This is a genomic window from Cellulomonas sp. NS3, from assembly GCF_024757985.1.
Classification (GTDB): Bacteria; Actinomycetota; Actinomycetes; order Actinomycetales; family Cellulomonadaceae; genus Cellulomonas_A.
This window is the reverse complement of sequence record NZ_CP103289.1, coordinates 2,986,884-3,013,176: the sequence shown is the minus strand read 5'-3', so window position 1 is coordinate 3,013,176 and position 26,293 is coordinate 2,986,884. Positions and strand designations below refer to the sequence as shown.

The 26,293-nt window shown below is 73.2% G+C and carries 26 protein-coding genes; 10 read left to right on the top strand and 16 right to left on the bottom strand.

The genetic code is table 11. From position 1 onward, the window contains the following. The first annotated feature begins 110 nt into the window (after positions 1-110). The 6 genes from NXY84_RS13805 to NXY84_RS13780 all read left to right on the top strand — a co-directional run bounded on the left by NXY84_RS13805 (position 111) and on the right by NXY84_RS13780 (position 5,337). On the top strand, positions 111-752 hold the full coding sequence (locus tag NXY84_RS13805) for a hypothetical protein (RefSeq protein ID WP_258723654.1): 642 nt from the start codon (positions 111-113) through the stop codon (positions 750-752). 53 nt (positions 753-805) lie between these two features. Next, positions 806-1,894, top strand: a complete 1,089-nt coding sequence (locus tag NXY84_RS13800) for an amidoligase family protein (RefSeq protein WP_258723653.1) — start codon at positions 806-808, stop codon at positions 1,892-1,894. Then, entirely contained in the window at positions 1,891-2,562 is a 672-nt protein-coding gene (locus tag NXY84_RS13795; protein ID WP_258723652.1) for an RNA polymerase sigma factor, read from the top strand. Before NXY84_RS13800 ends, NXY84_RS13795 begins: the two co-directional genes overlap by 4 nt. Then, positions 2,559-3,362 (top strand): hypothetical protein, encoded by an 804-nt coding sequence (locus tag NXY84_RS13790; RefSeq protein WP_258723651.1) that lies wholly within the window; start codon positions 2,559-2,561, stop codon positions 3,360-3,362. Before NXY84_RS13795 ends, NXY84_RS13790 begins: the two co-directional genes overlap by 4 nt. Positions 3,363-3,549: 187 nt before the next feature. Then, entirely contained in the window at positions 3,550-4,458 is a 909-nt protein-coding gene (locus tag NXY84_RS13785) for a hypothetical protein (protein ID WP_258723650.1), read from the top strand. Between the two features lie 162 nt (positions 4,459-4,620). Then, on the top strand, positions 4,621-5,337 hold the full coding sequence (locus tag NXY84_RS13780) for an SOS response-associated peptidase (RefSeq protein ID WP_258723649.1): 717 nt from the start codon (positions 4,621-4,623) through the stop codon (positions 5,335-5,337). Between the two features lie 33 nt (positions 5,338-5,370). Here NXY84_RS13780 and NXY84_RS13775 read toward each other — a convergent pair whose 3' ends face one another. Both NXY84_RS13775 and NXY84_RS13770 read right to left on the bottom strand, forming a co-directional pair. Further along, the gene (locus NXY84_RS13775) at positions 5,371-5,877 is read right to left on the bottom strand and encodes a DUF1990 family protein (RefSeq protein WP_258723648.1); all 507 of its coding nucleotides are present in this window, start codon (positions 5,875-5,877) and stop codon (positions 5,371-5,373) included. Beyond that, positions 5,864-6,508 carry an AAA family ATPase gene (locus tag NXY84_RS13770; protein WP_258723647.1) on the bottom strand — a complete coding sequence of 215 codons (645 nt, stop codon included), beginning with the start codon at positions 6,506-6,508 and terminating at the stop codon, positions 5,864-5,866. Before NXY84_RS13770 ends, NXY84_RS13775 begins: the two co-directional genes overlap by 14 nt. Positions 6,509-6,785: 277 nt before the next feature. On the opposite strand from NXY84_RS13770, the gene NXY84_RS13765 reads away from it, so the two are divergent. After that, positions 6,786-7,688 carry an endonuclease/exonuclease/phosphatase family protein gene (locus NXY84_RS13765; RefSeq protein ID WP_258723646.1) on the top strand — a complete coding sequence of 301 codons (903 nt, stop codon included), beginning with the start codon at positions 6,786-6,788 and terminating at the stop codon, positions 7,686-7,688. A gap of 34 nt (positions 7,689-7,722) precedes the next feature. Here NXY84_RS13765 and NXY84_RS13760 read toward each other — a convergent pair whose 3' ends face one another. From NXY84_RS13760 to NXY84_RS13745, 4 genes are read right to left on the bottom strand one after another with little or no spacing between them, the layout of a single operon-like run. After that, positions 7,723-8,592, bottom strand: coding sequence for an ATP-grasp domain-containing protein (locus NXY84_RS13760; protein ID WP_258723645.1), 870 nt, complete (start codon positions 8,590-8,592; stop codon positions 7,723-7,725). After that, positions 8,589-9,383, bottom strand: a complete 795-nt coding sequence (locus NXY84_RS13755; protein WP_258723644.1) for a hypothetical protein — start codon at positions 9,381-9,383, stop codon at positions 8,589-8,591. Before NXY84_RS13755 ends, NXY84_RS13760 begins: the two co-directional genes overlap by 4 nt. 3 nt (positions 9,384-9,386) lie before the next feature. Then, positions 9,387-9,956, bottom strand: coding sequence for a hypothetical protein (locus NXY84_RS13750; RefSeq protein ID WP_258723643.1), 570 nt, complete (start codon positions 9,954-9,956; stop codon positions 9,387-9,389). Between the two features lie 11 nt (positions 9,957-9,967). Then, on the bottom strand, positions 9,968-10,678 hold the full coding sequence (locus tag NXY84_RS13745; RefSeq protein ID WP_258723642.1) for a hypothetical protein: 711 nt from the start codon (positions 10,676-10,678) through the stop codon (positions 9,968-9,970). Positions 10,679-11,039: 361 nt separating this feature from the next. Here NXY84_RS13745 and NXY84_RS13740 point away from each other — a divergent pair, with 361 nt between their 5' ends. Next, positions 11,040-12,299, top strand: a complete 1,260-nt coding sequence (locus NXY84_RS13740) for a tyrosine-type recombinase/integrase (protein ID WP_258727213.1) — start codon at positions 11,040-11,042, stop codon at positions 12,297-12,299. Positions 12,300-12,446: 147 nt separating this feature from the next. Here NXY84_RS13740 and NXY84_RS13735 read toward each other — a convergent pair whose 3' ends face one another. From NXY84_RS13735 to NXY84_RS13710, 6 genes are all read right to left on the bottom strand, one after another. Beyond that, complete coding sequence (locus tag NXY84_RS13735) at positions 12,447-13,508, bottom strand: serine hydrolase domain-containing protein (RefSeq protein ID WP_258723641.1); 1,062 nt, start codon at positions 13,506-13,508, stop codon at positions 12,447-12,449. Between the two features lie 180 nt (positions 13,509-13,688). After that, positions 13,689-15,263 carry a metallophosphoesterase gene (locus tag NXY84_RS13730; protein ID WP_258723640.1) on the bottom strand — a complete coding sequence of 525 codons (1,575 nt, stop codon included), beginning with the start codon at positions 15,261-15,263 and terminating at the stop codon, positions 13,689-13,691. Then, a complete protein-coding gene (locus tag NXY84_RS13725; RefSeq protein WP_258723639.1) occupies positions 15,260-16,318 on the bottom strand; it encodes an ABC transporter ATP-binding protein in 1,059 nt (352 codons plus the stop codon). The genes NXY84_RS13730 and NXY84_RS13725 overlap by 4 nt, the downstream gene beginning before the upstream one ends. Positions 16,319-16,373: 55 nt before the next feature. Beyond that, a complete protein-coding gene (locus NXY84_RS13720) occupies positions 16,374-17,204 on the bottom strand; it encodes an ABC transporter permease (RefSeq protein WP_258723638.1) in 831 nt (276 codons plus the stop codon). Then, positions 17,201-18,229, bottom strand: coding sequence for an ABC transporter permease (locus tag NXY84_RS13715; protein ID WP_258723637.1), 1,029 nt, complete (start codon positions 18,227-18,229; stop codon positions 17,201-17,203). Before NXY84_RS13715 ends, NXY84_RS13720 begins: the two co-directional genes overlap by 4 nt. Further along, a complete protein-coding gene (locus NXY84_RS13710; protein ID WP_258723636.1) occupies positions 18,226-19,371 on the bottom strand; it encodes an ABC transporter substrate-binding protein in 1,146 nt (381 codons plus the stop codon). The genes NXY84_RS13715 and NXY84_RS13710 overlap by 4 nt, the downstream gene beginning before the upstream one ends. Positions 19,372-19,974: 603 nt before the next feature. Here NXY84_RS13710 and NXY84_RS13705 point away from each other — a divergent pair. Continuing rightward, positions 19,975-21,759: an alkaline phosphatase gene (locus NXY84_RS13705; protein ID WP_258723635.1), complete on the top strand. Its 1,785-nt coding sequence runs from the start codon at positions 19,975-19,977 to the stop codon at positions 21,757-21,759. A 335-nt stretch (positions 21,760-22,094) separates the two neighbouring features. On the opposite strand, the gene NXY84_RS13700 is transcribed toward NXY84_RS13705, so the two are convergent. Continuing rightward, positions 22,095-22,727, bottom strand: a complete 633-nt coding sequence (locus NXY84_RS13700) for a hypothetical protein (protein ID WP_258723634.1) — start codon at positions 22,725-22,727, stop codon at positions 22,095-22,097. After that, the gene (locus NXY84_RS13695; protein WP_258723633.1) at positions 22,724-23,230 is read right to left on the bottom strand and encodes a hypothetical protein; all 507 of its coding nucleotides are present in this window, start codon (positions 23,228-23,230) and stop codon (positions 22,724-22,726) included. Before NXY84_RS13695 ends, NXY84_RS13700 begins: the two co-directional genes overlap by 4 nt. 403 nt (positions 23,231-23,633) lie before the next feature. Between NXY84_RS13695 and NXY84_RS13690 the strand changes: the two genes are divergently transcribed. Then, entirely contained in the window at positions 23,634-23,867 is a 234-nt protein-coding gene (locus tag NXY84_RS13690) for a hypothetical protein (protein WP_258723632.1), read from the top strand. 58 nt (positions 23,868-23,925) lie between these two features. Here the strand turns inward: NXY84_RS13690 and ppk2 are convergent, their stop codons facing one another. Both ppk2 and NXY84_RS13680 read right to left on the bottom strand, forming a co-directional pair. Next, the gene (ppk2, locus tag NXY84_RS13685) at positions 23,926-24,834 is read right to left on the bottom strand and encodes a polyphosphate kinase 2 (RefSeq protein ID WP_258727212.1); all 909 of its coding nucleotides are present in this window, start codon (positions 24,832-24,834) and stop codon (positions 23,926-23,928) included. A 411-nt stretch (positions 24,835-25,245) separates the two neighbouring features. Next, positions 25,246-25,716: an ATP-binding protein gene (locus NXY84_RS13680; RefSeq protein WP_258723631.1), complete on the bottom strand. Its 471-nt coding sequence runs from the start codon at positions 25,714-25,716 to the stop codon at positions 25,246-25,248. Positions 25,717-26,293: the final 577 nt, after the last annotated feature.

Here is a 26,293-nt window from a genome sequence, read left to right as displayed (position 1 = left end):
GCACCGCGCGCCGGGCGCATGCGACCGGTTCGCGGGGGCGCTCCACATCCGGGCCGCGAGCCGCGTTCTAGGAGCGCAAGCACATCCGCACCGCCCGCTGGAGGAACCCGATGGAACCGACCACCGCACGCCCGACCACCGCCCGGCCGACCACCGCCCGGCCGACCACCGCCCGTGCCGCCGCCCGCCCGCGCGGACGCCGCATCGTCGCCGCGGGGGTCGTCGCCGCTGGGCTGTCCGTCGCCGGGGCGGGCGCCGCGATGGCCGTGGCCCCGACGTCGGCGGTCTCCCAGGCCGTCGCCGGTGCCCTGCACGACGCGGGGGTCGACTGGTCCTTCATGCCCGCCGGGTACACGCAGGCGCAGTACGAGGCGTTCTGGGGTGCGGGCTACACGGCCGAGGACGTCGACGCCCTCGCCGCGCTGTGGAGCACCGGCACGACCGAGACGAAGGCCCACGCCGGGCAGCTCATCCTCGACGGGCAGGAGCTGCCCTTCCCGCCCAGCCCCGCGGCCGAGGAGCGGACCGACGCCGGTGGCACGGCCACGACGGACGGCTCGGCGGCCGTCGGGCACTCCGAGGAGCAGCTCGGCGCGTTCTGGGGCGCGGGCTACACCCCGGAGGACCTCGCGGCGCTCAACGACCTGTGGAGCAGCGAGTCGATGGAGACCAAGGCCCGCGCCGGGCAGATGATCCTCGACGGGCAGACCGTCCCGGTGGCGCCGGGCAGCACCGCCCCCGCCGCGTCCTGACCGTGCGGCCCGGCACCACCGACGACCCGCCAGGTGAGGAGACGACCATCGACGTGCACGAGCTGACGTGGCGCACCGGTTTCGAGATCGAGCTGCTGGCCCCCGCCGGGTCCGACCGGCAGGCGCTCGCGGACGAGCTCGCCGCGCGCTGCGCCGGGCGCGTCCAGCGGTCGTTCCACACCGACAGCGAGCCGTCGGCGGTGCCGGGCGTCGGGGTGTTCCGGCACCTGTCGCCCGCGTTCGACGTCGAGGACGCGGCCGGCCGGCCCGTCGCGCGCCTCGTCGACGACACCACCCTTGAGGCGGACCTGGCCGCGGGGCGCGGTGCCGCGGGACGGGCCGGGCACCGGGGCTGGTACCGGGTGCTGTGCGACGACGCGCGCCTGCTGCGGCTCGTCGAGCGCCACGCCGACCCTCACGCCCCGCTCGCGACCGTGCTCGACGGCGTCGCCGACCTGTTCGGCGTGACGGCCGACGCGTTTCCCGCCGCCACCCGCGTCAACGACGCGACCGGCACGACGGTGGCGGTCGCGATGCCGCTCCCGCGGGGACGCGAGCGGCCGTGCGAGGTCGTCACGCCGCCGCTCGAGCACGACCACGCGGCCGCCCTCGAGCGCCTGCTCGGGCCCGCGCGCGAGCTCGGGTTCACCGTCCCGCACGAGGCGGCAGTGCACGTGCACGTCGACGGCGGCCCGTTCCGGCGCGTCGGGGCGTTCGCGAACGTCGTCCGGCTCTTCGGGTGGTGGCGCGACGTGCTGTGGTCCACTCTCGGCACGAACCCGGCGTGCCGCCGCCTCGGCCCGCTCCCCGCCGCGCTGCTCGCGCTCGTCGAGCAGCCGTGGCCCGACGACGCCGGCGCGAGCGGCTGGGCGCGCCTGCAGGCGGCGGCGCGCCCCGTGGGGCTCACGAAGTTCGCGGACGTCAACCTGACCCAGCTGGTGACCGACCGCCCCGTGCGCGACACCGTGGAGGTCCGCCTCCTGCCCGGCGACCTCGACGGCAACGCGATCGTGCGGCGCGCGGCGCTGGTCGAGGCGCTGCTGACCCGGTGCCTCGACGACCGCCCGCTGCCCCGACCGGGGGAGCGTGCCGTGGACGACCCGGCCGCGGCGCTCGACGACCTCCTCGGGGTGCGCCGATGAGCACGTGGCTCCGGGTCGTCGCGCCCGACAGCGGCGCCGTGCCGGCCGTCGGGCGCGCACCGAGGACCGGTGCTGCGGCTCGGCGCGACGCCGCCGACCCCGGCGACGCGGTACCTGCCGACCTCGGCGACGCGGTGCGGGCCGACCTCGGCCCCGCACGCCCCGGGAGCGCCCTGGACGAGGTCGTGCGCACGCACCTGCCCGGACTGCTGCGCTACGCGACGGTCCTCACGGGCGACGGGCACACCGCCGCCGACCTCGTCCAGGAGGTGCTGCTGCGCGCGCACGTGCGCTGGACGCGGATCGCCCTCATGGAGCGCCCGGACCTGTACCTGCGCCGCATGGTCACGAACGAGCACCTGTCCTGGCGGCGGCGCTGGCACGTGCGCACGGTCCGGCCGGCGGCCGACGAGGTGCTCGCCGCGCACCTGGACCCCGAGCGCGACCACGCGCACCACGTCGTCGAGGACGACGCGATGTGGCGCCGGCTCGAGGCCCTGCCCCCGCGCCAGCGCGCGGTGCTCGTGCTGCGCTACTACGAGGGTCTCGACGACCTCGAGATCGCGGGGGTCCTCGGCACGTCCGGGGCGACCGTCCGCTCCCACGCCTCGCGCGCGCTGGCGTCGCTGCGCCGCACCGAACCCACGACCCGACCGGAGACGCGATGAGCGAGCACGTCCGAGCCACCGACGACCGCGCCGGGGACCGTCCACGCCGGGACCCCGAGCACCCGCCGACCGACGACGAGCTGACCGCGCGCCTCACGCGGGCGCTGGCCTCGCGGGCGGCGGCCGCCCCCGACCCGGCGCTCGTGGCCGCGCGCCTCCAGGCGGCGCTCGCGGACCGCCGCGGAGCGCCCGAGCCCACGTCGCTCACGGAGTTCCGCCGGCGCGGCGGCAGGGTCGTCGTCGCGGGGGTCGTGACGTCCGCGCTCGCGGTCGCGGGTGCCGGGGCGGCGGCCGCCGCCGACCCCTACTCGGACGTCGCGCGCGCCGTCGAGAACGTCGCGCAGGCCGTGGGCATCGACTGGTCGGCGATGCCGCCGGGGTACACGCGCGAGCAGTACGACGCGTTCTGGGGTGCGGGCTACACGCCCGAGGACGTCGACGCGCTGGCCGCGCTGTGGAGCACCGGCACGACCGAGACCAAGGCGCGCGCGGGGCAGATGCTCCTCGACGGCCTCGTCCCGCCGGTCGCCGAGGGCACCGCGCCCGCCGACGGCACCGCGCCCTCCGACGGCACCGCGCCCGCGGAGGGCTACGCGGAGCCGCTGGACCCGTCGGCGACCGAGGACGACCGCGCGCGCGCCGCGTTCTGGGACGCCGGCTACACGCTCGAGGACGTGGAGGCGCTCAACGCGCTGTGGAGCAGCGAGTCCCTCGAGACCAAGGCCCGCGCCGGCCGGCTGCTCCTGGACGGCGAGCCCGTGCCCGTCGCGCCGGGCGGGACCGGGCCCGGTGACGGCTGAGCCGCGGGCTCGGAGGAGAGGTGCGTACCAACGGCTCAAGGTTCACCCGCGGACGCCGATGAACGGGTGAGAAGCGTGACGGTGAACGCCGACCACCCGTCCTCCCGCCGGTGCCGACCGGACGGGTGACGCGCGTGGCGCACGGGGGTGCGTGGGTGTGCCGGATCGCCCGAGAGTAGGGACGCAGATGACCACCGACGACACCACCGCGCACGGCGCGACGGCACCGGACGCCGCCGCGCCGGAGGTCTCACGCCGTCGACTGCTCCGGATGGGCGGCATGGCCGTCGCCGGGGCCGCCGCCGCGACCGCCATCGGCTCGACCTCGGCGTCGGCCGCGGCGGGCGACCCGCTGCTCGCCGGCCGCGCGCACGACGCCGGCACGTCGGGCACCCGCCTCGCCGCGACGAGCACCGCACCGACGCTGTCGCTCGCGAACCCCACGGGCGCCCAGCTGCGGCTCGAGCCCTCCGACGCGACGGGCTGGAACCCGCAGCTCGGCGAGATCAGGAACACCCCGGCCGGACCCGTCATCGGCCTGGACCGCGACGGCACGGGCGTCGAGCGCGGCTACCTCGTGACGAACCTCGACCTGCAGGACCTCGTCTCGTACCTGCCGATGATCTATGCGCCCGCCCCGACGCGTGTGCTCGACACCCGCACGGAGGCCGGGCGCGCATCGATCGTCGGCCGGACCCCGGGCGCGCTCGACGCCAGCGGCCGCGTCGTCGCCGGCGCCACCATCGACGTCGCGGTGGACGCCGCGACGGGTGACCTCGATGCCGCGAGCATCTTCGTCAACCTGACGGTGACGCAGGGCGCCGGGGTCGGCTACGTGACCCTGTTCCCGCACGGCGTCGCACGCCCCGAGACGTCGTCCATCAACTTCACCGCGAACCAGGACCTCGCCAACTTCGCGGTCACGGCCGTGGGGCTGTTCCAGGGCCGGCCGACGATCCGCCTCTTCGTGACCAGCGCGGTGCACGTCCTGGTCGACGTGACGGCGATCTACGGCTCCTTCCCGGTCACCACGACGGGTGCTGTCGCGGCGCGCAGCCCGCTGCTGCCCGAGCTGCGGGTCGACGGCCAGGGTTGACACCGCCGGGACGGCGCGCGTCGCCGACCTGACGGAGCGGCTGCTGCGCTCGCGGGGTGCCGACCCGGACAGACGTCCCGGGCGGGACGGTCGCACCGGCGGGCGCTGAGCCGACGCCCGCGTCGCCGAGCGCACGACCGGCCGGTGCGGGAGGGTGGCCCCATGTGTGGCAGGTACGCGAGCGCACGCCGGGACGCCGACATCGCCGGCGCCCTGGCGGTGCAGGAGATCGTCGACGAGGAGACCGCGCCGTCCTGGAACGTGGCGCCGCAGCAGGACATCCGGGTCGTGCTCGAACGCACGCCACGCGGCGCACCCGAGGACGCCGAGCCCGTCCGCCAGCTCAGGCGGGTGCGCTGGGGCCTGGTGCCGGCGTGGGCCAAGGACGACGAGGTCACCAAGGTCGGTGCCCGGATGATCAACGCGCGCTCGGAGTCGCTCACCGAGAAGCCCGCGTTCAAGCGCGCGGCGGCGAAGCGGCGCTGCCTGGTCCCCATGGACGGCTTCTACGAGTGGCGCAAGAACGCCGACGGCTCGAAGACCCCGTTCTTCCTGCACGCGGGCGGCGACCTGATCGCCGCCGCGGGGCTCTACGAGCTGCGCCCGGACCCCGAGCGACCGGGGGAGTGGCTGTGGACGGCGACGGTCGCGACCCGCGCGGCGACCGACACCCTCGGCGAGATCCACGAGCGCTGCCCGGTGCTCGTGACGCCGGACCAGGTCGACGCGTGGCTCGACCCGCACCTGACCGACCTCGAGGACGTCGCCGCGCTCCTCGCCGGGCTGCCGGAGCCGCACCTCGAGCCGCGCGAGGTCGGCAAGGCGGTCGGCAACGTCCGCAACGACGGCCCCCACCTCGTCGAGCCGGCCGCCGGCTAGAGCCCGCCGTCGGACCGGGTCAGCGGCCGTGCGTCACATGACCAGCGCGCTCAGGTACCGGCGCGTGACGGCCCGCTGAGCTGCCCGTGCGAGCGGCGCACCGAGGCGCGAGTACCAGCGCCCCGGGCGGGAGAACGCCGCGATCTCGAGCCGGACGACGTCCTGCGCGTCGATGGACACGACGAACGCCTCCTCGCCGCACTCCGCGTGACCGGTGAGCGTGCCGTAGGCGAACCCGCGCCGGTCCGGGTCGTCGACGAGCGCGACGACGCGGCAGGGCACGCGGACGACGACCGGCCCGAGGGTGGCGCGGAGGTCGACGTCGAGACCCGTGGCGGCCGGCGGCGTCCCCGGGGCGGGCGAGACCCCGGCGCGTCGATGGAGCTCCCAGCGGGTGACCGCGGCCGACGAGCGCTCGAACAGCGCCCGTCCCGTCCCCAGCACGGCGCGATGGCGCTGGTGGTGGTAGCCCGCGGGCAGCTCGTCCGTGAGGGACGCGCCGACCTCGGGATAGGTCAGGGCGCGGCTAGCGCGGCGCACGCGAGGAAGCACCGGCCCCGGGCGACTGCGAGCGCGACCCTGCCGACCCTGCCGACCCTGCCGACCCTGCCGACCCTGAGGCTGCGGCGCGGTCCGTCCCGGCCCGGGCGAGCACCGCGTCGGCCAGCTCGGCGGGCGTCAGCCGGTCGGAGCGCAGCAGGAGCGTCCCGGGCGGCTGGCGCCGGGCGGCGGCGACGGACTCCGCGACCGGGGGCAGGCCCATCGCGACGGCGCCCGGCTCCCACCCCGGGCTGTCGGGGTGCAGCGCGCGGGCCCGGGCGTCGAGCCGCTCGCGGAGCACCTCGGCGTCGGCCTCGAGGAAGACGTGCAGGACGTCCTCGCCGGCGTCCGCGAGCCCGCCGAGGATCTCGTCGCGGTAGGCGTCGCGGACGAGGGACATCGGGACGACCAGCGTCTGCGCGTGGTGCCGGCGCAGCGACAGCGCCGTCGCGACGACCAGCTCGCGCCAGCTCGGCAGGTGCTGGAAGTCGCCGCCCGGCGGGAGCCACCTCCAGAGCAGGAGGCCGACGTCCTCGGGGTCGTACACGAGCGCGTCCGGGAGCCGTCGGTGGAGCTCCTCCGCGAGCGTCGTCTTGCCCGAGCCGAAGCCACCGTTGAGCCAGAGGATCACCGGCACACGGTAGCGGCAGCACCGGCCCACGGGTGTCCCGACGTCGTGGGCGCTGACGCGCCGCACGGCGTCCTGAGCCCGCCGCGGCGCGCTGGTCGTCGCCGCCAGGTACCGCCGGGCGGGTCAACGGATCAGGAGTCGAGCGTGACCAGGCCGCCTGTGCCGGCCCGGATCCTGCCGACGTCGCCGGAGGGAGGGGTGCGTCCATGTCTCGCCGGGCTAGAGTCGCGGCAGGCGCGCTCCGGCGTGCTCCGATCGCACTCGAGGGGGAGCGCACATGATCACGAGGACTCGCGCCGTGCTTGCCGCGGCAGCAGTCATGATCCTGGGGGCTGGGGCGGTGCCGACGGCGGCGTACGCGGCCGACGTCGACGGGTCGTCGCAGCTCGCGACGGCGGTCGCCGGGGCGGACGCGCAGGACGTCGCGTCCGCGAGCAGCGCGGCGGCCGCACCGGCCAACCTGCGCGTCGTCCAGCACAACACCGACCAGGACGAGGCCCGCTGGAACCGGGTGGTGCGACTGGCGGAGTCCGGCAACTGGGACGCGGTGACGGCGCAGGAGGTCTGCTCGGGCTGGGTCACCGCCCTGAGGGCGAACCACCCCACGTGGACGGTCGCGTTCCACGAGCAGGTGGCCAAGGGCGACTGCCCGGGCGGGACCAAGGGCAACGCGGCCATCCACCCAGGCGCGGGGAGCGCCTTCGACGAGGCCTTCGACGTCGCCGGGGAAGGCAAGAACTTCGGGATCGCCTGCGCGGTGTTCGACAAGGGCACGCACCGGGTGCACGCCTGCTCGACCCACTTCACCGTCTACGACCCCAACCCGGCGGAGGTCCGGCTGCGCCAGGCCCGACGGGTCAAGGAGATCACCGGCGACTGGATCGGTCGTGGCCACTCGGTGGTGGTCGGCGGCGACCTCAACACGACGCCGACGCTCGCTGCCCTCGACCCCCTCTACAAGCACCCCGAGGGGCGGTCCAACGGCCGCTTCATCGAGGCAGCACAGCTCGCCAACAACGAGACCAGGAGAGTCGGCGCTGACACGGTGGCCGGTCGCAAGATCGACTACGTGTTCTTCTCCGCCAATCACACCCCTCTGAGCACCGGCGCGGACCTGACGTACGAAGAGCCGGTTGACGGCAAGCACAAGATCCTCAAGGTGAAGACCACGCTCCACTGAGAGGCTCGCGGTGCGCCAGGCGCGTCGGCCGAGGTCAGCGCTGGAGCAGCCGGATCAGCTCGTCGCTGATCCGGTGGTCGCAGACGCGGTCGTAGTGGCTGTAGCCCGGCATCGGGTTGCACTCGAGGCACCAGTACGTGCCGTCGCGGTCGACCTTGAAGTCCCAGCCCGCGAAGAGGAGTCCCTGTTCCGCGGTGAGCTGCACGAGCAGGGTGGCGAGGTCGTCGGGGAGTTCGACGGGGCGGCGGTCGGCGCCGCGGTCCTTGCGGTAGTCGATCGCCTCGCTGGTGAACCTGGCGGCGATCACGGAGCCGCCGACCACGTGCGCGCGGACGTCGTCGCCCGGCACGAGGCGTTGCACGAGCACCGGGACGTCGCTGCCGGCCAACCGTCCGAGGTCGTCGGCCGTCAGCTCGCGGGTGGTGGCGCGCGTGCCGCAGATCGGCTTCACGACGGTCCGCCCACCGGCCAGGAACGCCTCGACGTGCTGCCGGTCGGAGCTCATGAGGCTGGGCGGCACCGGCAGGCCACGCGCCGCGAGCCAGGCGTAGTGGGCCGGCTTGTAGCTGTTGAACTGATAGGCGCCCGGGCGGTTCACGACCGTCTGCGCGGTCACGTCGAGCCAGGCGTTCATGCCCTCCAGCAGGCCGCTCCACCGCGTTCGCGCGCGGTCGGTGGTCCCGAGGTAGATCGGCCGGACGTACACGCCGGACAGGTCGGCGAGCCGGACGTCCTCGGCACCGGAGATCCGGTCGTCCGGTGCCGGCGGCAGACTGAGCCGCCAGTCGCCGCGCGTCGCCGCCTCCACGAGGTCGAGGTCGGCGAACGGGACGCCTGCGACGACGCAGCGGGTCGCGAAGTGCAGCATCACCGGATCGGCCCGGGTGCCGGCGATCCCGATCACGCAGCGCCCTCCGCGAGGCGGTCGACCGTCCAGTCGGCCACGGCAGCCGCGACGGGGAGCAGGTCCGCCGCGAGGCTGACGTCCCAGTGCCAGCCGTCGATCCGGGACAGGTACGGCTCGGCGGACGTGCCGGTCCACCAGACCGAGGCCAGGTCGAGCGAGAAGAGTGCGGCGACCCGGATGCTGAGCTCCGCGAGCAGCCGCGGCACCGGGCGCGGGCTCACGGTGGTCGAGCCGACGACCCTGACCGCGACGGCCCGCGCGGTGCTGATCCCTCGCCGTACACGGAACGGGCCGGCTGCGTCCTCGGGAACCCGCCACGCGGTCCGGCCGGTCGCGAAGTCGAGGACCTCGGTCAGGCCGTCGGCGTCCTCGGCGCGGGAGGTGAACACCTCGCCCCGCTGCGGGACGCCCAGCACGGACCCGGCCCGGCGGACGGCCATGGCCCGGTTGTCCGGCAGCGTGCCGCACGGCGCCACGACGGTGGGGCGGTTGAGCACCGGCGCGCGGCTCAGCAACGCGACGGCGCGGGCGGCGGAGTAGTTCTCGTAGGCCACGAACCGGTCCTCGGGCGTCCGGCCGCGGCCGGTGGCGCCGGGGCTCAGCCACAGCAGGGGACGGTCCGGCAGCACCCGTGCGTCCAGGCCGGTCTGCTCGACGCGGGCCTCGCGGGCGAGCTCGTCGTGCGACGCCGCGCGCAGCGCCAGCCCGTGCACGCGCAGGGACCGACGCAACGCCTCGAGCAGCTGCGCTTGACGACCGCTCGGATCCGCGAGAGCGAGGACCTCCATGCGCTACATGACCGGCGGGGCAGCGGGTCCCCCGCGCTCGTACGGGGGATCGGCCGGCGCCGACCGGGGGTCGTCGTCGGGGAACGGCGCCTCGAACTCCGCCTCCTTCTCGCCCTGCTCCTTCTCGCCGAGCTCCTTCTCGTCCGGCTCCTTCTCGCTGGGCTCCTTCTGCCCGAGCTCCTTCTCGCCCGGCTCCTTCTCCGTGGGCTCCTTCTCGCCCTCGTCCTTGGCGTCCTTCTGGCCCTCGTCCTTGGCGTCCTTGCCGTCCTTCTGGCCCTCGTCCTTGAGGTCCTTGTCGCCCTCGTCCTTGACGTCCTTACCGTCCTTCTCGCCCTCGTCCTTGAACTCCTTGGCGTCCTTCTCGCCCTGCTCCTTCGGCACCTCCTTGGTCTCCTTGTCCTTCTCCCCGTCGTCCTTGACGGGCTTGAGGGTCGTGCCGGGGTCGTCGGAGTCGTCGGACGCGGCCTCCTCCGCGGCTGCGCGCAGGCTCCGGTCGCCCATCGCGTCCAGACGCTCGGAGAGCTTGCCGATCACGTCGACACGGTCGTCGTCGGGGATGTAGGAGCTGGGCATGGTCGGCCCTTTCACCAGTAGAGGACGAGGTCGGACCCGCGGACGAGCCCGTGGCCCTGCAGGGTCAGCCGCACGTCGTCGGCGCCCGGTTCGGGGGTCGCACCGATCTGGTGCAGGACGTGACCGCTGTGCACCACGGCGGTGCCGGTCCGGTAGCCGATCACCACCGGTGGACCCTGGCTGACGGCCCGGATCTGCGACGGCGAGGCCGGATAGCCACAGCCGGGCCAGACGTTGAGCCCGGAGCCGTTGGCGGGCAACGCGATCGGGACCGTGAAGGACACGGTTCCCGAGCACGCGCGGTACGCCGGCCGGGCGATGATCCCGAGGTACTGCAGGTCGAAGTGCACGGAGGCGTGCGGCCCGAGCGGGATGCCGGTGCCCAGCCAGATGTGGAACCCGGGGCGGGCCAGGTCGTCCGGATAGCGGGCGGTCAGCCCGAGGGCGGTACCGAGGCGGTCCGCGAGGCGCTCGTAGAGCGCGTGGAAGTGCTCGTCCAGCACGGCGTTGCCACGACGGGCCGAGGCGACGTAGGTGGCCTCCGAGCTCCCGGCGAGATCCATGTAGGCGTTGCCGCCCAGGGTGTAGAACTCGACCCGGGGAGAACGCCGGCACCATGCGGTCCGCAGGGCCTGCACCCGGTCCGCGATCTCCTGCGCCTCGGGGCGGTCGAGGACGTCGAGCTCCGCCACCCCGTCCACCCCGGCGACTCGACGCAGCACGACGCCTTCTTCCAGCCGGCCCGCCCCGTGCGGCCGACGACTCCGGGCACCGTCGTCCGGGCACATCACACTATTCCGGCACGATCGGGCCGCGACAACGGGTCAGGTCGTCCCGATGAGGCGGCGGACAGCGGGCGCGTCCCAGGACATCCCACCGAGGGCTGCGGTGCGGCCGCGGCGCAGCACCGGAGCGTGTGCCGGCCGGGGCAGAGCGAAGGCCCCCGCCCAGCGTCTCCGCTGGTCAGGGGCCCGTCGTCGTTGCTCCCTCGACTGGACTCGAACCAGTCAGGTAGAGGCGTGCCGACACTGGCAGCGACCTGGGAAGACGCGCCTTCACCAGCGAGGACGCACTCCAGTGACGATGCGCTGGAGTGCAGCAGATACCCTCGAAGGCACCGCCCTATTGCACGGCTATTGCACGACAGCCGGGGGAGAAAAGGTGAACGTGGTCCGTTCTCGCCGGACGTGGGGGAGTGTGCGGAAGCTTCCTTCGCAGCGCTACCAGGCGGCGTATGTCGGCCCGGATCTGGCTCGCTACAACGCGCCCTCGACGTTCGCGTCCCGCGTCGAGGCAGAGGCGTGGCTGATGCGGATCCGCGACGCCATCGCGGACGGCTCGTGGGGAGCTGAGACGGACACCGTCGACCCCCCGGTGCCGCGGGCGGTCACGGTGGGTGAGTACGCCGAAGCCTGGCTCGCCGGACGGGACCTCAAACCGCGCACGCGACAGCACTACCGGCAGATCCTCGACCCCCGGATCCTGCCGACGTTCGGTCCCCGACGCCTCGCCGACGTCACGCCCGCGCAGGTGCGGCTGTGGCACGCCGGGCTGGATGTCGGCAAGCCGACCATCCGTGCTCACGCGTACGCGCTCCTGCGCACGATCTTCACCACCGCTGTCGCGGACGATCTCATCGCGGCCAACCCGTGCCGCGTCCGTGCCGCCGGCACGTCGCACCGAGCGCGAGCGATCAGGCCGGCCACCCTTGCCGAGCTCGAAGCAGCAACCGCGGCGATGCCCGAGCGGCTCAGGGCGATGGTGCTGCTCGCGGCGTGGTGCGCGATGCGTTTCGGCGAGCTGGCAGAGCTGCGCCGCCGCGACATCGATCTGCAGCGCGGCGTCATCCGCATCAGGCGTGGGGTCACTCGGGTCGGATCGGAGATCGTCATCGGGAGCCCGAAGTGCACGGCGGGGACGCGCGATGTGGCGATCCCGCCACATCTGGTGCCGATGCTGGCGGCGCACCTGCACGACTTCACGGCGCCCGGGCCCGACGCTCTTCTCTTCCCGGCGGCCGACGGCCGGCAGATAAGCCCGAACAGCCTGTACCGGTGGTGGTTCCGCGCACGGAAGGAGGCTGGTCGTCCGGACCTGCGCTTCCACGACCTGCGCCACACCGGGGCTGTGCTCGCCGCATCGACCGGGGCGACGCTCGCCGAGCTCATGGCACGGCTGGGACACTCGACGCCGTCGGCCGCGATGCGATACCAGCACGCGGCGAAAGACCGGGACCGAGCGATCGCTGAAGCGCTCTCGGCTCTTGTGAGCGAGTCCACAACGTCTCGCGAACCGCTGTCAGCCGTCGTCGGGGTTCACCGGCAAACGAGGGTCAGCCGCTAGGACCGGTGGGCTCGTGACCCAGAGGTCGCGGGTTCAGATCCTGCCCCCGCGGCGGAGGACCGGCACGCCGTCAGCGGCTCGGCGACGACGGTGACCCTGGCCGTGCTCGCCGCGTCGATCGAGGCGACGCTTCGCCGAGGTCACGCGTCAGCTCGTGCGGACGACCTCCAGCAGCTCCACGGCGAGCCGTTCCGCCGAGCGGGTGTCGTCGTTGACGAGAAGCACGAAGAGGTCCTCGGTGCTCGGGTCGTACTGCATATAGGTGGCGAAGCCAGGGATCGATCCGTTGTGGGAGATCCCGGTCTCCGTGGGCGGGTTGGACGGGAACACGCCGAGGCTCCACCCCTCGTCGGGTAGGCCGTGGGTCATCTCCTCGTACGTCTCCGCGGGGAGGAGCTCTCCGTGGGCGAGAGCTCGGAGGAAGGTGGCGAGGTCGGACACCGACGAGACCAGGGCGCCCGCGGCTCCGGCGGCCGTCTCGAGCGCGCGGTAGGAGGAGCCGGTGGTGTTCCCACCCGGCAGTGCTCGCGAGAAGCCCTCGATGGGTGCGCGTGCGCCATCGGGGGCGAACCAGGTGGACGTCAGGCCCAGCGGCTGGACGATTCGGGTTCGGAGGTTGTCGGCGAGCGTCGTGCCCGTGACTGTCTCGAGCACGATCCCGGCGACCACGTAGTTCGAGTTCGAGTAGGCGAACTTCTCGCCGGCTCGGAAGTCGCGCGGCTGGTCGGCGACGAGGTCGAGCACCTCAGCCGCTTCCCACGCCTTGGCCGGATCGGCCAGCACTGCCGGAGCGAGCTCGCCGTCGGTGTGCTCGGGGATGCCCGTGCGATGGGCGAGGAGCTGGCGCACCGTGACTCCGCGCGCCACCGTCAGGTCCGGCGCGTGGTCCGTCACGAGGTCGTCGAGGCCGATGGCGCCGTCGGCGACGAGCTGGAGCACCATCACCGAGACGAATGTCTTCGACAGGCTGCCGACCCGGAACGCCGCGTCGGGCTGCAGGGCGTCTCCCTGGGGGCCGGCACTGCCCGCCGCCGCGACGGCCAGCTCCTCGTCGTCGCTCGCCATGGCGACCGCGACGCCACCATGTCCGTCGTCCGCCCACTCGTCGAGCAGACGCTGGACGGGGTCGCTCGACGGCGCCGTCGCGGGTTCCTGGCCGCTGCACCCCGTGAGCAGCGCGGCGAGGACGAGCGCGAAGGCGACGAGCACAGGAGTGCGTGGAGAGGTCGGTCGGTTCGGAGGCACGACATGCGTCATGGAGGGAGGCCCGTCTGGGGTCGAGGGTTCATGTTCGGGCGGGTGCTACGGACGAGGGCTCCGGTCGCTGGGCGCTGCTGCTGCGGAGACGTGCCCGGTCCGCCCGCTCGCGTCGCACCCTCGCTGCCTCGCTCAGGCGTGCGGGTCGGGCATCCGCCACACCGCATTCCGGTCCGCCGGTGCTCCGGCGGCCCGCGTGAGGAGCTCGGGGCGCGCGCGCACGCGCCAGTCGTTGGCTGCGAGCGTGCGGGACACCCCGGCGAGCACCGTGACGTCGTCGCAGCCCGGCTCCCATGTCCACCCGCCGGCACCCGCGTGGTCCACGACGGTGCTCGTGATCGCGAGCGTGCCGCCGGGCTCGCGCACGACCTCGACCACGCGCAGCTGCTGCGGCCAGTCGATGAGCGACGCCGTCGTGATCTCGAACAGCCCGCTGCGGCCGTCGGGGCCGGGGTGCCAGCGGTGCGTGTGCGCGTGCACGTGGCCCGCGAGCCAGGCGATGACGCAGCGGTGCCGCAGGAGCAGGCCGAGGACGTCGTCCGCCCGGTGGCGCCGTGGTTCGCCGTCGGGCGCGTACGCGTTCAGCAGCGTCCAGGACGGGTGGTGCGACAGGACGACGACGTATCGGTCCGCCGCGGCGGTCAGCTGCTCGTCGAGCCAGGCGAGCTGCTCGGCGTCGACGGAGCCCTGGTAGCCGCCGTGCGGGTTGGCCGTGTCCATCGCGATCAGCCTGAGTTCACCGACGTCCCGCACCCACGCGTTCCCGTACCGGGCAACCAAGGCGCCAGGGTCGGGTTCCGCGGCGGCGAGCGCTCCGGTGACGTCACCGGGCTCGACGAGATCACGGCCGGCGTCCGGCGGCACGGGCTCACGCGGTGACTCGGGGGTGTGCGTGTACCGGGCGGGGCCGACGGTGGCGGCGGCGTCGAGCACCACGAACGGCGTCTGCCCGGGCGCGAGGTCGACCACGCGCTCGGCTCCGACGGCGAGCGCGCGCAGGGCGTCGTCGGGCGCCACGACACCCTGCAGCAGCGCGTCGTGGTTGCCGTGCACCGAGTGCCAGGGCAGTCCGGCGCCCGGCGACGCGACCGCCTGACGGGCGGCATCGACGATCCCGGGGAGCCGAGGGAAGCCGTGCCTCGCGGTCGGCACGTCGTCCGGCACACCGTCCGGTGGACCGTCGGGGTGCCAGTACTGCGGCCACCAGGTCCGCCCGGGATCCGTCGCACCCACCCACGAGCTGCGCGCCGGGTCGCCGCTCCTCGGCGCGACCGGCCGGCCGGCGAGCAGGTCCGTGTACCAGCGGAGCTCGTTGCGCTGCGCGTTGTCCACGAGGTCGCCGGTGACGACGACAGCGTCCAGCGGTGCCCCGGCGACCGGGGCGCGGTGCAGCCGCTGGACCGCCGCGAGCGCCGCCGCGGCGACGTGCGCGGTGAGGATCTCCTGCGCTCGGTACGTGCCGATGGTGCCGAGCAGCGGGGCGTACGGCGCGCCCGGGTCCCCGTGCCGGTCGAGGTGCTCCTGGCGCGCGGGTGACTCGGCGTCGCACAGGTGCGGGTCGCTCATGTGCACGAGCGCGCCGAGCACGCGTCCGCCGGCGGCCGGCACGCCGCCCAGGTGCGGCTCGCCGGGGCCGGTGACGAGCGGTCGCCACCCTCGGGCGTCCGGCTCACCCCGCTCGACCGTGCGGTCGCTCGTCAGGCTCACTGCAGCACCACCGCCCCCGCGCTGGCGCGCACCCTGATCGCGACGGCGTCACCGACGGACAGGCCGTCCACGGCCTCGCTGATCACGTCGGCGAGGATCGTCCCCTCCTCGGGGTGCTCGACGGTGAGGCGGGTGAACGCGCCGAGGAACGACACGCCGACGACCCGGGCCACCGGACCCGGTGTCGCGATCGTCGGGTCCACGGCGAGCTGCTCGGGACGCACGACGGCGACTGCGCGGGAGGGGTCCGGGCCCGTGCCGACGGCCCGCATGTCGACGGTCGGCGTGGGGCCCCCCAGCACGCCCCACGGACCGGCGGTCGTCCGGGATGCCGTGAGTCGGTTCACCGTACCGACGAACCCGGCGACGAACGGCGACGCCGGCCGGCTGTAGAGCGCGCGCGGCGTGTCGATCTGCTCGAGCAACCCGTCGCGCATCACGGCCACGCGGTCGGCCACGGCCATGGCCTCGTGCTGGTCGTGCGTGACGAACACGGTGGTGACGCCGACCTCTTGCTGGAGGCGGCGGATCTCGTCACGCAGGTGCTCTCGGACCTGGGCGTCGAGCGCCGACAGCGGCTCGTCGAGCAGCAGCAGGCGTGGCTGCGTCGCGATGGCCCGTGCCAGCGCCACGCGCTGCTTCTGGCCCCCGGACATCTGGTGCGGGTACTTGTCGGCGTGCTTCTCGAGCCGCGTCACGACGAGCAGCCGCTCGACGGTCTCGGTCGTCTCGCGCCCGCCGACGCGCCGCACGCGCAGCCCGAACGCGATGTTCTCGCGCGCCGTCAGGTGCGGGAAGAGGCTGTAGTCCTGGAACACCATGCCGAACCCGCGGTGACGCGGTGACACGTGCGTGACGTCGTCGCCGTCCACGGTGATCGCGCCCGCGTCGGGGTGCTCGAACCCGGCCAGCAGCCGCAGGGCCGTGGTCTTTCCGCACCCGGACGGTCCGAGCAGGCAGACCAGCTCGCCCGACTCGATGCGCAGGTCCAGGCCCGCGAGTGCCGTCGTGCCCCCGAACGACTTGCGCACCGCGGTCATCTCGATCGTGGCCATGGCTGTCTCCTGAGGTTCGGGGTTGGCGGAAGGTCGTCGGGGGGCAGCGATGTCTTCAGATGCCCGCGGTGCTCACGGCGAGCCCGCGGCGGCGGATGCCCTGCACGACGGCGCCGAGCGCGAGCGCGGTGAGCACCAGGATCGCGAGGGCCAGCGCCATGCCGGCCTGCGGCGCCTGACGCTGGTAGTCGACGAGGTAGGTCGGCAGGGTGTTCTTGAGCAGCAAGGAGGCGAAGGCGAACTCGCCGAGCACGAGCGCCGCGGTGAGGCCGCCTGCCGCGATGATCGAGGCGCGCAGGTTCGGGACGAGCACGCGGAACAGCACGACGGGGAACGACGCCCCGAGGCTGCGCCCGGCCTCCACGAGCGTGCGTGCGTTCAGGGCCTGCAGCCCGGCGTCGAGCGCACGGTAGGTGAACGGCATGGCCCAGATCGCGTAGAACGGCACGAGCGAGAGCGGACTCGTGAGGAACCACGGCGCGACCGCGCGGAAGGTGGAGGCCACGCCCACGACCAGCGCGATGGGCGGGACCACCCAGGGCAGCAGCGTGACGGCGGCGAGCACCGGGCGCAGCCACGGCGCGCGGAGCTCCGCGAGGATCGACAGCGGCAGCAGGAGCGCGAGGTTCAGGAGCACCGCGAGCACCGCGAGCACGGCACTGGTCCGCGCGGCCTCCCAGAGCTCCGGCTGCGCAAGGGCGTCGAGCAGCGGCCGCGCCGTCCACCCGCTCAGGAGCCGGTCGGCGTCGAGCAGGGCTACGGGCACGTTCTGGAACGCGAACCGGGCCATCGCGAGCTGGGGGACGACGAAGAACGCGCCGAGCAGCACGAGGAACACCGTGCGGCCGGTCCGCGTCGTGCGGCGGCGCGGCGTCGGCGCGCTCATGCGTGCGTCCAGCGGGCGGCGCGGCGCTGGAGCAGCGTCATCCCGACCAGGCCCAGGACCATCAGCGCGACCGTCCAGGTCACGAGCGCGTAGCCGAGGTCCTGCTCGCCGGTGATCACGTTGCCCTGGAGCACGAACCGGATCTGGAGCGGCACGAGCTGGCCGCTCGAGCTCAGTACGTAGGCGGTCGCGTACGCGCTGAACGCGTTCACGAAGAGCAGCAGCATCCCGCCGAGCACCGACGGCAGCAGGATCGGGCCCGCCACCGTCGCCCAGTACCGCACGGGGCCGGCGCCCATCAGCTCTGCCGCCTCACGCCACGTCGCGCGCAGCCCGGCGACGGCCGGTGCGACCACCAGGAACATGAGCGGGATCTGGAAGTACAGGTACACGAGAGTCATGCCGGCCAGCGTCGCGAGCGAGAATCCCGAGGTGATGAGGTCGACTCCGAGACCTCGCAACGCCTTCGTCACGACACCCTGCGTCCCGAGCGCGGCGACGAACGCGAACGCGAGGGGGACGCCCCCGAGCTGGGACGCCACCGAGCTCCATGCCTCAATCGCGGGTCGCAGCCAGCGCGGCCGGGTGAGGTCCCGGACCGCGAGCGCGAGCGCGAGCCCGAGGACTCCGCCCAGCACGGCCGAGGTGCCGGCGAGCGCGAGGGAGTTCTCGAAGGCGCTGCGATACGGCCCCGACACAGCCCGCACCAGAGCGCCGAGGCCGGGCACACCACCGGGGGTGAACGCGCGCACGACCACGACCCCGACGGGCCACAGCAGGAAGACGGCGACGAAGGCGAGGAACGGGACGAGGGCGAGTGTCGCGCCCGACCACGCGGGCCGGCGCCGACGGCCTGCCGCGCCTCGGGGACCGGCCCCGGCCCGGTGCGGTGCGGCGTCGACGGCGACCGTCGGCGTGACCGTGCGCACCAGTGCCTCCGACCCGCCCGCCACCGCACCCTCGGGCCCGGCCGGGGCGCTCGCGGCGCCCCCAGCCGGGCCGGAGGGCAGTCGGGTCCCAGTCACAGGTCCGCGACCATCGGGCCCCACTGCTCCGCCAGGGTCGCCTTCGCGGCGTCGATTTGGGCCTGCGTCGGGAAGGCGATCTTCTCGATCGTCTCGGCGTCGGGCAGGTTCTCGGCGAGCTCCTCGTCGACCTTGCCGGCCTCCACCAGCGCCGCGTAGCGCGCCGGGATGGCGCCACCCTCGAGGTAGCCGAGCGCGCCCTCGTCACCGACGAGGTGCTCGAGGAACAGGCGTGCGGAGCACGGGTGCGGCGCCTCGGTCACGACCGACTGGGCGTAGTAGCCGCCGTACACCCCGTCGCTCGGGACGGTGACCTGGAGGTCGAACCCGGCGTCCTCGAGCTGGGGCACGAGGGCCGGGAAGTTGTACGTCCAGTCCAGCGCGATCGGGACCTCGCCGGACAGCAGCGTCGCCTGCGTGACGTCGACCGACTGCAGGTTGCCCGACTTCTTGAGACGGCTGAAGTACTCCAGGCCCGGGGTGATGTCGTCGAAGCTGCCGCCGTTAGCGAGCGACGCCGCCATGACCGCCGCGAACCCGGCGCCGGACTCCCGGGGGTCGCCGTTCAGCGTGACCTGGCCCTGGTACTTCGGGTCCTCGAGGTCGGCGAAGGTCTTCGGTGCGTCCTCGACGAGCGTCGTGTTGGTCGCGATCGACAGCACCCCGTAGTACGCGGCGACCCAGTGGCCCTCGGGGTCCTTGAGGTTGTCCGGGATCTCGTCCCAGACCGTCGGCTCGTAAGCCTCGGCGTAACCCTCGTCGATCATCTGCTGGGTGAAGGACGCCCCGACGTCGACGACCTCCGGCATGTCCGGCTGACCACGCAGGGTCTCGATCGCGGTGATCTCGTCGGCCGACGACGCGTCCGGGTTGGCCACCGTCGCGTCGATCCCGTACGTCGTCCGGAAGTCCTCGAGGATGCCCTTGTAGTTCGCCCAGGTGTCCGGCAGCGCGATGAGGTTGAGCTCCTTCTCCTCGGCGGCCTTCGCGGCGATCTCGTCGACGGTCGTGCCGCAGCTCGCGCCGGAGGCGCTCGTCGAGGTCGCGGTCGACCCGGCCGGGCTCTCCGAGCCGGCGGCGCCGCATCCGGACAGAGCGAGCGCGGCGACGGCGATCGGAGCGAGCAGGAACGGCTTGCGCATGGTGGTCCCTCGGGTCAGAAGGTGTGGGGCCCGGCCGCTGCCGGCGCCGAGGGACTTGGTAGTCGGGGGAGCCGACGCCCCGGGTGCGCGCACGTGAACACGTCAGATCCGCGTCATGAAGTCCTGGACGCGCGACCGGGCCGACTTTCTCCGATGCGATGCCTCTCGCAGCAGACGCCGATCACGGTGTCGAGCGAGGTCGAAGCGCGATCTCGGCGAAATGCGCAGAGGGGGTCGCAAAGGTCAGTCTTGCTGACATGGTTCAGGGTGCCGCAGCCCGCGGGGATTTAGGGCCGAGCGCCAGCTGCGCTGCCGCGCCGCGTTGCCGATGACCGGACGGTCGACACCGCGACGGCGCGCGTGCCCGCAGCAATCGACCTCAGCTGTCGGCCCGGGCGCCGCGGGCGCACGACGGCCGAAAGCATCGAGATCCGTGAGTGCAGTTGTGCCGGATCGGCCGCCTCCGCCCCAAGCGTGGGTTGGTGTTCGCCTGCTGGGCGCTTGCGCGATGGGCAGGGGATGTGTGCGGCTCTGAGCCTGGGGTGGGCGTAGGCCGACACGCCTAGGAGGCGACTTGCCTCGCTTGCTCGACGAGGAGCCACGATGAACAGATCGACAGCACGGACGGTCGCGGTCACGACGGCGGTTGCGGCACTGGCAGGGGTGCCTGTCGTGGTCGGCGCTGCGCCGAACGTCGACGACTTCGTCGTGGGCGCGGATGAGGCAGCGGCCAGTGCTCGGTCGCTGGACGACACGGGGAACATGATCTTCATCCACCCCGACGGCACGGATGCGGCGTACTGGGATGCGGGCCGAATCTATTGGGAGGGGCCGGATGCGATCTCGCAGTGGGACCTGCTGCCGGAGATGACGATCTACCGCGGGCACATGGCCGACCAGCTCGACGGGACTTCGAACGGCGGTGCGACGGTGCATGCGTTCGGCTTCAAGGTCGACGGGCCGGGATCCTTCGGCACGGACAGCGGTGCCGAGGACGTGCTCGGCGGCAACGTGGACCCGCCGCGGTCGATCGACGCCCTGTCTGGGTACCCGGGTAGCTGGCTGCGTGAGGCCGGTAACGCCGGGCACCCGATCGGGATCATCAACGACGGCGACATCGCCGAGCCGGGCACGGGGGCATTTCTGGCCGAGGTCGCCACCCGCGATGACCCGAACGGGATCGTGGCGCAGATCATCACCGGTCGCCCCGGGTTCGGTGACCAGGACCAGGACCCCGTGGTCGTGATGGGCGGGGGTGAGGAGAACTTCCTGCCGGCCGGCACCCGGTACTGCACCAAGGCGCAGATCCGCCGTTCCGAGCGCCGCGCCGAGCCCATCCCGCTCACGTGCCTGGTGCACCGTCCGGCCGGGGCGACGTTGACCGCGGAGGTCCCGCGTACCGGTGGCACGCGCACCGACGGCGTCAACCTCCTTGAGGTCGCCGCAGCCGAGGGCTACACCGTCGTGCGTACCCGGACCCAGTTCGAGCGCCTGCGCGACGGCGTGGCGAGCGGGAAGGTCGACCCGGCCGAGCTGAAGGTGCTGGGCCTGTTCGCGGACGAGGACATCTTCAACGACGAGCCCGAGGAGTCCCTGATCGCCCGGGGCCTCGTCGACCCGTCCGTGTCGGTGGACGCCAAGGAGACCAACCTCGTCCTCTTCGGGTCCGAGCCCGGCACGCCCGGGTACCGCCCGCCGACGGCCGCGGAGATGAACGAGCTCGGGCTGGCGGTGCTGCAGGCGCACGCCGAGCGGACCGGGCGACCGTTCGGCCTGGTCTCCGAGGTGGAGAGCACCGACAACTTCGGCAACAACAACAACGGCATCGGCGCCCTGACCGCGCTGAACGTCGCCAACGGTGTGATCGGCGCCGCACGCGACTTCCAGGCCGACCACCCCCGCACGCTGATCCTCACGGCCGCCGACAGCTCCGGCGGCGCCCCGCAGATCTCGGGCTTCAACATCGACGACGAGATTCCCGCGACCGTCGGCAGCATCCCGGTCAACCCGACCGGGGCAGAGGCCGAGGGAGAGGACCCGCCGCAGAACCCGCTCGACGGGCGCTACGGCCGGGAGACCGCGCCGTTCCGGGCGGCTCCGGACCAGTTCGGCCAGGAGCTGCCCTTCGCTCTGGCATGGACCGGTGGCCCGGACTTCAACGGGGGCATCGTCACCCGTGCGCAAGGTCTGAACGCCGAGCTGCTCGATACCGCCCTGTTCGACCGGTTCGACAACGTCGACGTCTACCGCATGGCCTACCTGACCCTCTTCGGCGAGGCCCTGGACCACCCGACCGGTCGCGTCGCACCCACCCGGAGCGATGCTCCGGCCGCAGTCGACCCCGGTCTGCCCGGGCAGGACCCGACCCGCGAGGGCCTCGCGCCCTGATCGGACGGCGAACGGCTGGTGCGCGCTCCGCCCCGGACGCCCACCCGCCGTTCGCGTCCCGCCCGGCATCGTCTCGGCCTGTCGCAGGCCGGAGTGGCGAACTTATGGCCTGTGCACTCACCAGACCGCGGTCGCGCTAAGTCCCGGCAACTCAGCCGCCGAGACCGGTCGGGGTGCCAGCAGTGACTGTCGCAGCCCGCTGCTTCGACCGGACCGCTCACGCGGGAACGATGGAGAGCAGCGCGTGCGGACCACGGACGGGCCCGAGACACCAGTGAGCTCCGCCTGTGCGGTGGCACCCGAGCAGCCCCCGGGGCCTCAAGGCCGCCGCCGCGTCACGGCCGTCTTGCGCCTGCGTGAGCGCTCGTGCTGCTCGTCCTGCTGACGTGGTTGATCCGTGCGGCGCGGATGCCGGCTCCCCACCCGGGCGCCCCGCCTCGGAACGGCGGACGGACGAACGACGCGTCGGCGACGGCAGCCTTCTCGAGACACCAGGAGATGACGGAGTTCGAGTTCCACATCTCGCCGAGTCCCAGCTCGTCACGTCCCCACACGGGTGTGGGCACGGAGGGGAGCACGCGGAGCACACGCCGGCACACCGCCGGGCCTGAGGCGAGTCGCACCGGGCTCGACACGGCGTACGCGAGATCGGGGATCGCCCCGTCGCGCCAGCAGCGCACCTCGTACCGGAACAGGCGCCACGGCGTCGCCCGGCGCGTGCCGACCGCTCCCTCGGCCACGACGCCGCGGTCGAGGTGCGCGCGCCGCACCGGTGTCATCTCGACTGCCCAGACGTGTCCGTCGAGCGTGACTTGCAAGGCGGAGTGGTAGAGGTCACAGGGTGTGCGCCTCTCACTCCACGCGGTGAGCCGCTCGTACAGGCGCCCGCTATGGCGGACGAGGTGACCACCCGCGCCAAGCGGCAACCAGACAAGATCGACGCTCGCCCCGGTGACGTCGACGGTCATCTTGGTCCCCCGACGCCGTGCACGGAGGCCAGATGCACCCCCACGGCGACGCCGCGCACGAGGGCCCTGACCGCCGATGCTCCGAGCACGCTGCCGGTCGCCAGGAACACGGCCTGCAGAGGATGGAACCCGATCCACCACCACTCGACGAGCTCGAAGACGACGAGCCCCGCGCCCGCGACGAGGGACACCAGCGCCGCGCGTTGGTGGGCCGCGCGCTCCAGCAGCCCGGCGACGACGAACGCGGTGCCGACCAACCCCGCGAGCAGAACTCCTGGGAGGCGCCAGTCGGTGAAGGGCGTCCTGTGGAGCAGGTCGAGCTGCAGCCCGATCAAGGACCCGTCGGGGCGCACGATCATCAGGCTGCCGCCCCCGAGTGCCGCCGCGCCGGTCAGGACCTCGACCACGGCCCGAGCTTGTCGCGCAAGGGCGCCGCCGCGTACCGACGCGTTGAAGACGCGGTGCCCCCACGAGGGCCCGACGTTGGCACTGGACGTGTACATGGCTGCACCGTCTCGTGCGGCGCGGCTTGCGTCGAGAGCCCAACGTCCCACCGGCGATGGGCGCACCGAGGTGGAGGAGGGGCTCCGCCCAGGCGCCGCCGTGCACGGGTAGCCCGCACCGCTCAACTTGCGGTCGGCGGAGCTGTCGACCGCTGCTCATTGCGTTCGCATGATCATCGATCGCGGAGAGGGTGCGAGGCGTCTGACGCACAGCGGACTTCGTCGAGTCGGAGATCTTCATGGGGATGCCGCGTCCGGACGGGGGAGCGTTCATCGTGACGATCTAGCGTGAACCGATGGTGCGATCAGGTCGTGCGCACTTCAGGTTGAGGCTGGCCGAGCCGATCGAAGCAGCGGGTCGCGGTGCAGCGACACGCGGGGCGGAGCAGAGGGAAGGATCGCGATGCCGGAGTATGTCTTCGTCGACGGATTGCTCGCGGGGAACGTCTCGAACTGGTCAGAGGCTGCGACGCTCGGGGAAGTGGTGACGGTTCGCGTCGTCGATGTCGGCCAGCGCGCGTCCGAAGCCCCTGAAGCGGACTACTGCGTGGCGCATATCGCGACCGGTGCAGGCCCAGGCGAGCTTCGGTTCGTTGCTGCTCGCGGGCTGTGGACCGGAACGCCGGCTCCCGTCTGAGGGTCGCCTAGCAGATCTCCGAAGGGGGCGTCGAGCCCGGCAGGGCCTCCGCACCGGGTCAGGGCATCGGGAACGGTCGGGCGCCCTCGTCAGCCGCTCCGGGCACGACCTGGGCGGGGCCGATGATCAGCGGGTCCGGTGTGCCGACTATGGCGTGGTCCTTGCCGTCGTACTCGAACTGGGCGAGCACGTGGCGGATGGCCTCGATCCGGGCGCGCTTCTTGTCGTTGCTCTTGACGACGGTCCACGGGGCGTCGGCGGTGTGGGTGTAGAAGAACATCGCCTCCTTCGCCTCTGTGTAGGCGTCCCACCGGTCCAGGGACTCGATGTCCATGGGGGAGAGCTTCCACTGCCGCACGGGGTCGATCTGGCGGATGAGGAACCGGGTGCGCTGCTCGGCCCACGAGACGGAGAACCAGAACTTGACCAGGTGGATGCCGGAGCGCACGAGCATCTGCTCGAGCTCAGGCGCCTGCCGGGTGAACTCGAGGTACTCCAGGGGCGTCGCGAAGCCCATGACCCGCTCGACGCCCGCACGGTTGTACCAGGACCGGTCGAACAGGACGATCTCGCCGGCGGCCGGCAGGTGGGCGATGTAGCGCTGGAAGTACCACTGCGCCCGCTCGCGCTCGCTCGGCTTCTCGAGGGCCACGGTCCTCGCCCCCCGCGGGTTGAGGTGCTCGGTGAACCGCTTGATCGTGCCGCCCTTGCCCGCGGCGTCGCGGCCCTCGAAGAGGATGACGAGCTTCTCGCCGGTGTCCTTGATCCAGTTCTGGAGCTTGAGCAGCTCGATCTGCAGCGCGCGCTTGACCAGGTCGTACTCGCGGCGCGTCATCCGCTCGGGGTACGGGTAGCCCTCGCGCCACGTGTCGATGACGCTGCCGTCGGCGCGCAGCAGCAACGGCTCGCCCTCGTCGTCGACCTCGACGCGCAGCTGCGACAGGTCGACGTCCAGCGCACCGGGCATCACTCGGTCCACGACCTCGGCAGGCGCCGCCCGCGCAGCGAGCTGGAGGTTCTGCGCCAGGTGACGGCGGTACCGGTCGTCCGGCGCGGCGTCCGCGGCCGCCCCGTCCGCCGGCTCTCCGGGGGTCCTGGGCTCGCCCGCGGCGGGATCGCTGCTGATCGGGTCGTCCTCGATCACCGTGCACCTCCGGAGCCGGCGAGGCTGTTGTGTCTGTGCGGGTGGGCACAGTGCGTGTCGTGCCTTCGGTGGATGAGCCCTCAGTCTCGCTCCGCTCCCGTGATCGCGCTCAGCGCCCCGGCCGGGTGCGCGGTCCTACGTCGAAGGCGTGCCGGTCGAGGAAGCCTGCGTTTCGGTGCGATGCGGTGCTGGCGGGGCTCAGGTCGGGACGCTAGAGCAGATGGTCCGGCGGTGTCAGGGGCAGCGCTGCTGAGGGACACTGTTCAGCCAGTGTTCGGCTCCTGGGCGCCGGGAGTGAGGGGGATCTGCGGTGAGGCGGCGTGCCAGCCGCTCGTGGCAAGGGTCGAGCTCGACGGAGAACCACAGCACCTTCCCGTCAGGATCCGCGGTGATCCCCCACGACGCCGCAAGGCTCTCCACCATCCACAGGCTGCGTCCAGCCGGGTCTGCGGGTCGCGGATGCCCCACCTCGCGCCGACTCTGGTTGCTGACCGAGACCGTGAAGGTGCCGTTGGTGTGGTCCGTCGCGATACGCACCTGACCAGCAGGTGCGCCGTGAACGACGGCGATCGTGACGATCTCGCTCGCGAGGAGCTCGATGTCCAAGCTCTGCTCCGCCGACGCTCCGCACCGGGTTGCGTGGTCGGCGACCCGACGACGGGCACGAGTGACCAAGGACAGCTCTGCGCGCGCAACATGTTCCATGTGTCGTGTGGCCCCCCCGAGCCTGACCGCGGCCGTTCTGGCCGGGGTCCTCCACAGTCTTACCCGAGACCCGCCCCCGGATGACGGCGGTACGCGGGGCTCGCACCCAGCGGCGGCGGAGGGCGAGCGGGAATCACGTCCCGTTCGCGCGGTGTACCGCCATCGTTCCCCGGCCCGGCGCTGTTACGCGTGAGTACGTTCCTCGGGCGTGCGAGTCTCGCGGCGGCGATGCCTGGCGGCATTCGTCCGAGTTCACCACTCAGCGGTGCGGCCAAGGGGGCGGCGGACACATGCGTGGACTTCGTTGGGGAGCAGTCGTCCCCGCGGTGGCGGTAGGCATGGGAGCGGGGATTTCTCCGGCCTCGGTTGCGGGCCGGAGAGCGGGCCGGCGGCGGGCTCGTCCACGGACCCGACACGACCCGGGCCACTGACCGCGCGGGACGTCCAGGCGCTCGCTCTTCCGCCGTACGAGCAGTGGACCGCTGAGGTCCGGGCCGTGACCGGCGAAGCAGCCGCCTACCTCGCCACCCGGTTGCCCGACGCGTCGGGGGCTCGGACCGCGGTCGTGCTCGACCTC